The following is a 10,687-nucleotide window of genomic DNA, read 5'->3' on the forward strand; positions in this document are numbered from 1 at the left end:
ATAAGATGCACCAAGCAGCATCGTATGATGTTGCTTGGTGCATTTTCAATTTGAAGTTAATCATACGTTGATTGTTAATGGATAAATAATAATAATTAGCGGAATGTCATTGCACTTTGAACATAAATCGAGTATAGTTATAAATACTTAATTATTCATAAAAGTGTATATATATTAATAAAACATTCAATGATTTTATTGAAATGGATGAATACATAAAATTGCAATTATAAATAGAGAGAAATGGATGACATAAAATGAATGGACACACTAAGCAAGAGATTATTAAAGGTAGACTAAAATTTATTACAATGTCGCTTATCGGAATTATACTATTTTTAATTCCTATACCAGTTGAACAAGATGGCAAAAAGCAAACAACATTACCTGTCGCATTTTTAGCCAATTGGTTAAAAGATGTTGTCGGTGATGCTATGCCTATTATTATCGTCACAATTATTACATTATCAGCAATATTAACACTACTTTGTTCTACAGTTTTAAAAAGTAAATTGAATCCAACAGGTTTAATGTATAATGCATTCAATGTTAATATCAGCTGGATGATTTTAAGATTGTTAGCAGTGATATTTGCCTGGGTTACTTTCTTGAAAATAGGTCCTAAGATGATATATTCAGAAGACACTGGAGGTCTTGTATTTTCAAGTCTATTACCTACATTAGTTGCTGTGTTTTTATTTGCAGCATTATTTTTACCATTGTTAATGGAGTATGGATTACTAGAACTATTGGGACCATTATTTAGACCCATTATGCGTCCATTGTTCACATTACCGGGAAGATCAACAGTAGATAATTTAGCTTCATTTATAGGTGATGGTACAGTAGGAGTATTAATTACAAGCCGTCAATATGAAGAAGGGTTTTACTCTAGAAGAGAAGCAACTGTGATATCCACGACATTTAGTGTTGTTTCAATTACATTTGCGATAATTATAGCTGATACAGTTAAAATGCAAGATAAATTTTTCTTATTCTATTTAAGCGTGATTATATCATGTTTAATTGCGGCAATGATTATGCCTAGAATTTGGCCATTAAATAAAATTCCTGATGAATATGCAAAAGAAGTTTCAAGTGATGCTAGAACTGAACAGTTGCCAGAAGGTAAAACAGCAATTGGTCATGGCTTCGATATGGCAACTGAAGTTGGAATCAAAGCACCAGGTTTAAAAGACTTTTTTAAATCAGGATTTAAAACGGTTATAGATATGTGGTTTGTTATTTTACCTGTAGTTATGAGTATAGGAACAATAGCAACAATAATAGCTAATTACACACCTCTATTTGAATATATTGGAAAACCTTTTGTTCCATTTTTACAATTACTTCAAATTCCCGAGGCGACACATGCATCTCAAACCATATTAATTGGTTTTGCTGACATGTTTTTACCATCAATTTTAATTGAAAGTGCACACAGCGAAATAACTCGTTTTGTTATCGGTGCGTTGAGTATTACACAATTGATTTATTTATCTGAAGTAGGTGGGGTTATTCTAGGTTCTAAAATACCGGTCAATATAGGGAAATTATTTATTATCTTCTTAATCAGAACGGTTATCACTTTACCTATCATAGCTTTAATTGCACATCTATTTCTATAATTAAAAAAGCCAAGTAGTCATTTAATATAACTGTATAAGTGTTAGTAACAAAACTTAACATATACATTTTAAAATGCATCTACTTGGCTTTTATTATAAATTAAAGTTTAAGGATTAAGAACAGAAAGAACATTCGCTTTTACAATTTCACTTTTTATAACTGGGGAAGCTTCTTTATTATCTGATTGTTTAGGACGTTGATGTGCTTCTTTAAATGCATCGCTATTTAACCAATTTTTGAAATCTTCTTCAGTATCCCACCATGTGTTAACATACATATCTTCAGTGTCATCATCTTTCTCTACTTGCCAAACTTCAATCTTGTTAAATCCTTTTAACGATTCGATTTTCCCACCTTTTGTAAATCTTGGTGCCATTTTTTCAGCAAATCCCTGTTTGACAGTAATACGATTAGTTACTACGAACATTTATATCACTCCTCTATTAATATTAAATACTATTATTATTACTTAAGTTTATATAAATTATAATACTTGTTACAGCATTAATAAAAACAAAAGGGGACAATAACTTAAAACATTATGAAATGCTAAGTTATTGCCCCGATATATACAGAAGTAAACCTATTTTTAGAGTTTACTTAGTTAGCTCATTATAAACTTTTTGATCATTTTGAGTATAAATAATGTATTCATGGTCAGCTGTATCAATTACAACTCGATTTGTTTTGCCAAAAGTAGAACCTATTCTAGAGATTTCTCTACCTTCAGCGTTTGGAACAGCATGGATGTCTTGGTCTTGATAAATATTTTTAATTTCGTTTGTAGGTATTTTAATATCTGCAACTCTCCATTGAATTCTTACTTCGTTATTATCTTTTTTTACTGTCATTGCCATGATTCAATACACATCCTTTAATTATTTTTGTACATATATCATATATTATTTTGGAAACGTTTTCAACACATAATGTGATACTTTTTATAAATTAAGTCATACTAATTGGAATGATGTTGATTTGGTAAATAGTAACCGAAAATACGTTCGTATAAAGTGGTTAAATATGGTAAAATATTGCTATTAAAGGAGAGGTAATTATGACTGGAAAGACACATGCATCGTGTGGTTTATTAGTAGGCGCATTAACAACTCAGTATTTTCATACAGACTTATTTTCATCAGTAACAGTGGTTGTCTTATCAGTGATTTCTAGTTTGTTACCAGATATTTGTCATACACAAAGTAAAATTGGACAGAAATTTAAATTACTTAGTTTTTTCATTCGACTTATTTTTGGACATCGAACATTCACCCATTCCTTATTATTTATTGGTATTATAGGTTTTTTATTATATCTCATCGATACGCCAGTATATTATGGAGTAGCTATTATCATAGGCTTGTTTTCACATGTTATACTAGATATGATTACACCTAAAGGAGTAAAATTTTTATATCCTTTACCTATCACAATTAAAATGCCGATTAACTTTAAAACAGGTGGGCTTGTAGATTTATCTCTTGCTACTGCATTAACAGTTGGTGCTGTTTATGTGTTTTTTCAAATTGGAGTAAATGATATCATACATTATTGGAGATACTTTTTTGCGAATGATTAAAAATTGTATAGTGTATTTATGATAAGGTTATCGAGCGAAAATTTATATTTTACATAAGGAGACTAATTGATGTTAGACAAAAACAAATTAGAGAAATTTAATCAACAGCATATATATGAATATGAAAAATTAATGAGCACTAATGAAAAACAAGCACTTGAAGAGAAAATTGAAACACTAGATTTAGAAGACATTCAAAAAATGTATAACAACTTATATGTTAATAGACAAACAATTGATGATACTTCGGATGTTTCAGAAGTTAAGTATTCAGTAAAGTCTAATATGGATAATGAAACGATAAATACATATAAAGAACAAGGCATTGAAGCAATTAGAAATGGGCAGTTTGCTGTTGTGTTGATGGCTGGAGGTCAAGGAACTCGATTAGGTTATTCTGGACCAAAAGGTTCATTTGAAATAGAAGGTGTTAGTTTATTTGAACTACAGGCACGTCAATTAATTGATTTAAAAGAACAAAGTGGTCATACGATAGATTGGTACATCATGACAAGTGATATTAATCATGAAGCAACTAAAGATTACTTTGCTCAACATAACTATTTTAAATATGACCCTGAAAAGATTCATTTCTTTAAACAAGATAATATTGTAGCTTTAAGTGAAGCGGGTCAACTTGTATTAAATGAAACTGGACATATCATGGAAATACCAAATGGTAATGGCGGTATATTTAAATCGCTTAAAAAAGCGGGTTATCTTGACAAGATGAAACAAGATAATGTGAAATATGTATTCTTAAATAATATTGATAATGTATTAGTAAAAGTATTAGATCCTATGTTTGCAGGATTCACTGTTGCTAACAATAAAGATATTACATCTAAAACGATTCAACCTAAACATGGCGAAAGTGTAGGAAGACTTGTGAACAAAGATAGTAAAGATACTGTACTTGAATACTCTGAACTAGACCCAAATATAGCTAATCAATTTGAAAATGCTAATATCGGAATACATGCTTTTAAATTAGGATTTATTATGAGTGCAGTAGATAGAGAATTACCGTATCATATAGCTATAAAAAATCTGAAACAACTAGATGAAGATTTTGGTGTAATAGAACAACCAACTTTAAAATTTGAACTATTTTATTTTGATATATTCCGTTATGGTACAAGTTTTATCACACTACAAGTTCCTAGAGAAGAAGAATTTTCACCTTTAAAAAACAAAGAAGGTAAAGATAGCGTAGAAACAGCTACTGCTGATTTAAAAAGAATGAACATGATCTAAATTAAGGTGGATAAGCAAATGGCAAATTCAGAAACACATCAAAATAACACTAATAAAAGTTCATTTAGAGACATCATGCCACTGTCATTCGGTGAAGAAATAGGTAATTCTATATCTCACGGTGTTGCCTCACTGATTACAATGATGATATTACCTTATGCTGCTGTTCATAGTTATAATAAGGGTGGCGCGCTTTTATCAACAAGTATATCTATATTTGTAATTAGTATATTTTTAATGTTTATATCTTCAACTATATATCATGCTATGGCTAATCACACATTGCAAAAATATGTGTTGAGAATTATTGATCATAGTATGATTTATATAGCAATTTCAGGAACTTATACACCTATATTATTAAATGTGATTGGTGGTTGGCTCGGTTGGTTAGTGTTTTTACTATTATGGGGTTCTACAGTATGGGGGATTTTATATAAATCACTGGCTACTCATGTTAATCACAAACTGAGTTTAATTGTATATTTAGTAATGGGATGGGTAGGTGTAATCTTTGCACCTATCATCATATTAAGAACATCATGGTTATTTATTTTATTTATTGTTTTAGGTGGCCTTTCATATACTATTGGAGCTTGGTTTTATGCCCAGAAAAACCGTCCATACTTCCATATGATTTGGCACATATTTATAGTGGTAGCTTCTTTTTTCCATTTGATTGGCATTCTATTTTTTATGAAATAAAAGTATGACAAAAATGACGGGGATTGGCCTCGTCATTTTTATTTTCAAAAATTCATACTAATATACGATTGTTTTATCAGCATAAAGTCTATATTATTGTTTGAGTTGAAAGAAAACGAAAGGGAGTAAAATAATGAAATTAAGATCTATTGTTACAGTCATTGCATTAATTATGATTATGTTCATGGCTGCAATTGAAACCTCTATTATATCTCTAGGACTTCCTAGTATTAATCGTGATTTAAATGCAGGTAAACATATTTCGTTAGTAGTTACTGTTTACTTTATTGCGTTAGTCATTGCTAACCCAATAGTTGGTGAATTTATATCACGTTTTAAAATCATGTTTGTTGCGATATGCGGTGTGATTTTATTTGGTATTGGGAGTTTGATGTCTGGTTTAAGCGATACGTTTACATTATTAATTATTTCAAGAATTATACAAGGCTTTGGTGCTGGAGTGATTATGTCTCTATCACAAATTGTACCTAAATTAGCTTTTGAAATTCCTTTAAGATATAAAGTAATGGGTATTGTTGGTAGTGTTTGGGGAATTTCTAGTATAGTAGGGCCACTCGTTGGTGGAGGTATATTAGAAGTTGCAACATGGCACTGGTTATTTTTTATTAACTTACCTATAGCTATTATTGCTATTGTTTTAATTATTTTTACCTTTAACTTTAAAGAGGAAGAGGTTAATAAAAATATTAATTTTGATGCTAAAGGTTTAACATTATTTTATATTTTTATTGGTTTATTAATGTACGGTTTATTAAATCAAACGATGTTCATTTTAAATATAGTCAGTTTGATTTTAGCAGTGTGTGTAGCTGTTTTATTATATAAAGTTGAAAAGAAAAGTGATCACCCATTTTTACCAGTAGTCGAGTTTAATAAATCAATATCTTTAGTCTTTATTACAGATTTATTAACTGCGTTATGTCTTATGGGATTCAATATTTATATACCAGTTTATTTACAAGAAAAAGTAGGTATCAGCCCATTACAAAGTGGTCTAGTTATATTCCCACTTTCAGTAGCTTGGACAATATTTAATTTTTATTTGGGTAAAGTCGAAGAAAGCTTAACAAGAAAGACTTTATACTTATCGGCTTTTACTTTAATTATTGTATCAAGTATTATCATATTATTCGGTTTAAAATTACCATTACTCATTGCACTTAGTGTTATTTTAGCTGGTGTAGGTTTTGGTTATATTTACACAAAAGACAGTGTTATAGTTCAGGAAGAAACGACTCCAAATCAAATGAAGAAAATGATGTCATTTTACTCTCTAACTAAAAATTTAGGTTCATCAATAGGTTCAACTTTAATGGGCTATTTATATGCAATCAAAGCAGGTTGGTTTGGGTCAGATCTACAAAATATATTAAGTTTTGTAATTGCTGTAGAAATAATTTTAATTATTAGCTGGGCATTAATATATAAAAAACAAAGCAATTAAACTATAAAAGAGCCTAGGGCATATTTAAGTGCCTTAGGCTCTAAACATATATTTGTATTAAACGACGGTAAGACTAATTCATGATTTTGTGATACTTTATATTTACTTCATGTTAGCTTCTCATTTTTTATAATTTTATAAGGTCATTAATTAGTGGTAAAATACATTTGTATTGAATAAATTAGGGGGATAAGTGTAATGAAGTTTTTTAAAGATAAATTTTATAATTTAATATCTACACTTATTGTTCTAACTATTTTTATAATTTCTGGAACGATATTTTTAATGTTTTTAGGATTTGGGTTATATGGGTTAAGTAGGTTACTCATATATTTCAAGTTAGGCTACTTTGGATATAATAAAAGCTTTTATGACAATATTTTTTATTATGGTAGTTATATCGTATTAGGATATTTCACGCTATTTGCAGTCGAACATCTAATGGACTATTTTAGAAAACGTCTCCCACAAAATCCATATTTTCAAGGAATAACATATCATTTAATTGCTTACTCAGTTACTACAGTATTGTTTTATTTCATTATTCACGTGCATTACACTTATATTGATATTAAATTTTGGGTAATTATGATTATAATAGGCTTCTTATATATATGTAAGGAAATATTTTATCCTGATAGTACTAATCTAAATAATAAAAAATAGTAAGCAGTATATTTGAATAATTATTTAAAGTTTGGTTGAATTGTATACTATTACTGAATAAAGGAGATTATGTACGTGAGCAATATAGAAATTAGTAAAAGACGTAAGAATTTAATTGTTTCTGTAATGCTGATTAGTGCTTTTGTGGCAATCCTTAACCAAACATTACTTAATACAGCATTACCCCATATTATGAGAGGGTTAAAAGTTGATGAGAATACATCACAATGGTTGATTACTGGTTTTATGCTAGTTAATGGGGTCATGATTCCTTTAACTGCATATTTAATGGATCGAATCAAAACGAGACCATTATATTTGTCAGCAATGGGAACTTTCTTGATTGGTTCAATAGTAGCTGCTATAGCACCTAACTTTGGGGTTTTAATGACTGCAAGAGTAATTCAAGCTATAGGTGCTGGCGTGTTAATGCCATTAATGCAATTTACATTATTTACGTTATTCTCAAGAGAAAGACGTGGATTTGCAATGGGGCTTGCTGGATTAGTTATTCAGTTTGCGCCAGCGATTGGACCTACATTTACAGGTTTGATTATTGATCATGTGAGTTGGAGAGTACCATTCATTATTATTGTAGGTATTGCTTTAGTTGCACTTATCTTTGGTTTTATTTTTATCTCAAGCTATAACGATACTAAGAAAACGAAACTTGATAAACGCTCAATTGTATATTCAACATTAGGATTCGGTATGATGTTATATGCATTTAGTAGTGCAGGTAGTTTAGGCTTTAGTAGCCCGGTTATTATTTGTACATTAATCATTAGTGTTTTAATTATATTAGTATTTGTTAGGAGACAATTATCTATATCTAATCCATTATTAAATTTGAAAGTATTTAGTAACAAAGTATTTTGTTTTAGTACAATTACTTCAATGATTGTGATGATGTCCATGGTTGGCCCAGCATTACTTATTCCATTATATGTACAAAACGCATTAGCATTATCTGCATTATTATCAGGATTAGTGATTATGCCTGGTGCAATTATTAATGGGTTAATGTCTGTATTTACTGGTAGTTTTTATGATAAATATGGACCAAGACCATTAATTATTACAGGATTTATAATATTAACTATATGTACATTCTTATTGTGCTTCCTAAAAGCGGACACATCATATACGTATTTGATTGTGATTTATACTATTAGAATGTTTGCAGTTTCATTACTTATGATGCCTATTAATACTGCTGGTATAAATGCGTTAAAAAACAGCGACATTTCACATGGTACAGCTATCATGAACTTTGGACGAGTTATGGCAGGTTCTTTAGGTACGGCTTTAATGGTAACCTTTATGAGCATGGGTTCAAAATGGCTAGGATCAACAATTGCTACATCAGGTAGTAAAGAAATGATACAACGTCAAACTGTTGCTGCTGGTGTAGATGTGTCATTTGCACTTGTTACAGTCTTTGTAGTTATTGCATTCTGTTTTGCTTTATTCATTAAAGAATCAAGAAATAAGTCAAAAAATATTAGAGATATTTAATAGGATTAGTTTTATTAAGAAGTTAGTTATTAAATTAAGCTAACTTCTTTTTTTATTTTAAAAAAAGTCTTATACTAAAAAAGATAGACTAGGTAATGACAAAATATGTTTATTTAGTTAAGACAATATAAATAAGGGGGATTTACTTTGTTAACGGTAAATCAAGTCAAAGAATTAGTTGGAGAGTTAAAAGATCCAATTATTGATGTACCTTTAAAAGAAACAGACGGTATAGTAGATGTTTCTATTAAAGAAGAAATTGAACATGTAAGTGTCAAAATTGCTATGGCTCAATTAGGAGGTCAACCTCAATTAGACCTTCAAATGGCAATAGTTAAAGTATTAAAAGAAAACGGCGCTAAAACTGTTGGAATTAGATTTGAAGAATTACCTGCTGATACAGTAGAACAATATAGAGGCAAAGGCACAGAGAAACCAAAAACAATAGAAGGACTATTATCTAAAAATAACCCAGTAGAATTTATTGCAATTGCTTCTGGTAAGGGCGGCGTTGGTAAATCTACGGTTGCCGTTAACTTAGCTGTTGCTTTAGCAAGAGAAGGTAAAAAAGTAGGTTTAGTAGATGCTGACATTTATGGATTTAGTGTTCCAGATATGATGGGTATTGATGAAAAACCAGGTATAGAAGGTAAAGAAGTGATTCCTGTAGAAAGATATGGCGTTAAAGTTATATCAATGGCATTCTTTGTTGAAGAAAATGCTCCAGTTATTTGGAGAGGACCTATGCTTGGTAAAATGCTTACTAACTTTTTCACTGAAGTAAGATGGGGAGATTTAGATTATTTAATACTTGATTTACCACCTGGTACAGGAGATGTAGCGTTAGATGTTCATTCGATGTTACCGTCAAGTAAAGAAATAATAGTAACAACTCCACACCCAACAGCAGCATTCGTAGCCGCAAGAGCAGGTGCTATGGCTAAACACACTGATCACTCAATTTTAGGCGTGATTGAAAATATGAGTTACTTCGAAAGTAAAGAAACAGGTAACAGAGAATACGTATTTGGTAAAGGCGGAGGTACTAAATTAGCTGATGAGCTAAATACACAATTGTTCGGAGAGTTACCTTTAGAACAGCCAACCTGGAATCCAAATGACTTTTCTCCATCTATTTATCAACCTGAAGATCGTTTAGGTAAAATTTACCAAACTATAGCACAAAAAGTAATAGCAACTACACAAAAATAATCAATTGTAAAAAGGCGTATAAAATTAATAAAGATTTTATGCGCTTTTTCTATTGCATTTTAGAAAAATCCTGTTAGAATAATTTCTTGTGAGTTATTAATTCACATATAGCAATTCAAAAAGATTTAAATTAATTATTGACTTTAAATCTTAAAGTTGATATTATATAAAAGTCGTCAAAAACGGCAAATTAAGTTTATTAAAACTTCGTTAAAAAAGTGTAAAACTTACTATTGCGAAGATGAATTAAATCAATTAAACTTATAAAAGTAATCTTAATTAAATATTGACTTTCGATTTTGAAAGTAATACAATGTAAGAGATTGCGACAAAATGAACATTGAAAACTGAATGACAATATGTCAACGTTAATTCCAATAATGTAACGAAAGTTACAACAATTAATTTAGTTTTTATGAGCTAATCAAACATCATAATTTTTTATGGAGAGTTTGATCCTGGCTCAGGATGAACGCTGGCGGCGTGCCTAATACATGCAAGTCGAGCGAACAGATAAGGAGCTTGCTCCTTTGACGTTAGCGGCGGACGGGTGAGTAACACGTGGATAACCTACCTATAAGACTGGGATAACTTCGGGAAACCGGAGCTAATACCGGATAAGATTTTGAACCGCATGGTTCAATAGTGAAAGACGG

10 protein-coding genes and 1 rRNA gene are annotated in these 10,687 nt (G+C 30.2%); 9 read left to right on the forward strand and 2 right to left on the reverse strand.

The window, feature by feature from the left end; all coding sequences use genetic code 11:
• Positions 1-257 precede the first annotated feature (257 nt).
• The gene (locus N524_RS0105560; RefSeq protein WP_029055880.1) at positions 258-1,628 is read left to right on the forward strand and encodes a YjiH family protein; all 1,371 of its coding nucleotides are present in this window, start codon (positions 258-260) and stop codon (positions 1,626-1,628) included.
• A gap of 107 nt (positions 1,629-1,735) precedes the next feature.
• Here N524_RS0105560 and N524_RS0105565 read toward each other — a convergent pair whose 3' ends face one another.
• Both N524_RS0105565 and N524_RS0105570 read right to left on the reverse strand, forming a co-directional pair.
• Entirely contained in the window at positions 1,736-2,056 is a 321-nt protein-coding gene (locus N524_RS0105565; protein WP_017638491.1) for a heme oxygenase, read from the reverse strand.
• A gap of 169 nt (positions 2,057-2,225) precedes the next feature.
• Entirely contained in the window at positions 2,226-2,486 is a 261-nt protein-coding gene (locus N524_RS0105570; protein ID WP_017638492.1) for a SunI/YnzG family protein, read from the reverse strand.
• A gap of 200 nt (positions 2,487-2,686) precedes the next feature.
• Between N524_RS0105570 and N524_RS0105575 the strand changes: the two genes are divergently transcribed.
• The 8 genes from N524_RS0105575 to N524_RS0105610 form a co-directional block, all read left to right on the forward strand.
• Positions 2,687-3,208 (forward strand): metal-dependent hydrolase, encoded by a 522-nt coding sequence (locus N524_RS0105575; RefSeq protein ID WP_017638493.1) that lies wholly within the window; start codon positions 2,687-2,689, stop codon positions 3,206-3,208.
• 69 nt (positions 3,209-3,277) lie between these two features.
• On the forward strand, positions 3,278-4,465 hold the full coding sequence (locus N524_RS0105580) for a UTP--glucose-1-phosphate uridylyltransferase (RefSeq protein WP_029055881.1): 1,188 nt from the start codon (positions 3,278-3,280) through the stop codon (positions 4,463-4,465).
• Between the two features lie 18 nt (positions 4,466-4,483).
• Positions 4,484-5,170 (forward strand): PAQR family membrane homeostasis protein TrhA, encoded by a 687-nt coding sequence (gene trhA / locus N524_RS0105585; protein ID WP_029055882.1) that lies wholly within the window; start codon positions 4,484-4,486, stop codon positions 5,168-5,170.
• A gap of 133 nt (positions 5,171-5,303) precedes the next feature.
• Positions 5,304-6,635, forward strand: coding sequence for a multidrug efflux MFS transporter SdrM (gene sdrM / locus N524_RS0105590; protein ID WP_029055883.1), 1,332 nt, complete (start codon positions 5,304-5,306; stop codon positions 6,633-6,635).
• A gap of 198 nt (positions 6,636-6,833) precedes the next feature.
• Entirely contained in the window at positions 6,834-7,301 is a 468-nt protein-coding gene (locus tag N524_RS0105595) for a SepA family multidrug efflux transporter (RefSeq protein ID WP_017638497.1), read from the forward strand.
• 69 nt (positions 7,302-7,370) lie between these two features.
• On the forward strand, positions 7,371-8,819 hold the full coding sequence (locus N524_RS0105600) for an MDR family MFS transporter (protein WP_425331996.1): 1,449 nt from the start codon (positions 7,371-7,373) through the stop codon (positions 8,817-8,819).
• Between the two features lie 147 nt (positions 8,820-8,966).
• Positions 8,967-10,031, forward strand: coding sequence for a P-loop NTPase (locus N524_RS0105605; RefSeq protein WP_017638499.1), 1,065 nt, complete (start codon positions 8,967-8,969; stop codon positions 10,029-10,031).
• Positions 10,032-10,471: 440 nt separating this feature from the next.
• Positions 10,472-10,687 (forward strand): 16S ribosomal RNA (locus N524_RS0105610); the annotation flags it as partial.

Source organism: Staphylococcus sp. URHA0057, from assembly GCF_000620265.1.
GTDB lineage: Bacteria > Bacillota > Bacilli > Staphylococcales > Staphylococcaceae > Staphylococcus > Staphylococcus pasteuri.

What these genes read in the sequence shown, in the direction of transcription:
- N524_RS0105560 (WP_029055880.1), top strand. Translation starts at nt 258, where the DNA reads ATGAATGGACACACTAAGCAAGAGATTATTAAAGGTAGACTAAAATTT.
- N524_RS0105565 (WP_017638491.1), bottom strand. Translation starts at nt 2,056, where the DNA reads ATGTTCGTAGTAACTAATCGTATTACTGTCAAACAGGGATTTGCTGAA.
- N524_RS0105570 (WP_017638492.1), bottom strand. Translation starts at nt 2,486, where the DNA reads ATGGCAATGACAGTAAAAAAAGATAATAACGAAGTAAGAATTCAATGG.
- N524_RS0105575 (WP_017638493.1), top strand. Translation starts at nt 2,687, where the DNA reads ATGACTGGAAAGACACATGCATCGTGTGGTTTATTAGTAGGCGCATTA.
- N524_RS0105580 (WP_029055881.1), top strand. Translation starts at nt 3,278, where the DNA reads ATGTTAGACAAAAACAAATTAGAGAAATTTAATCAACAGCATATATAT.
- trhA (WP_029055882.1), top strand. Translation starts at nt 4,484, where the DNA reads ATGGCAAATTCAGAAACACATCAAAATAACACTAATAAAAGTTCATTT.
- sdrM (WP_029055883.1), top strand. Translation starts at nt 5,304, where the DNA reads ATGAAATTAAGATCTATTGTTACAGTCATTGCATTAATTATGATTATG.
- N524_RS0105595 (WP_017638497.1), top strand. Translation starts at nt 6,834, where the DNA reads ATGAAGTTTTTTAAAGATAAATTTTATAATTTAATATCTACACTTATT.
- N524_RS0105600 (WP_425331996.1), top strand. Translation starts at nt 7,371, where the DNA reads ATGTACGTGAGCAATATAGAAATTAGTAAAAGACGTAAGAATTTAATT.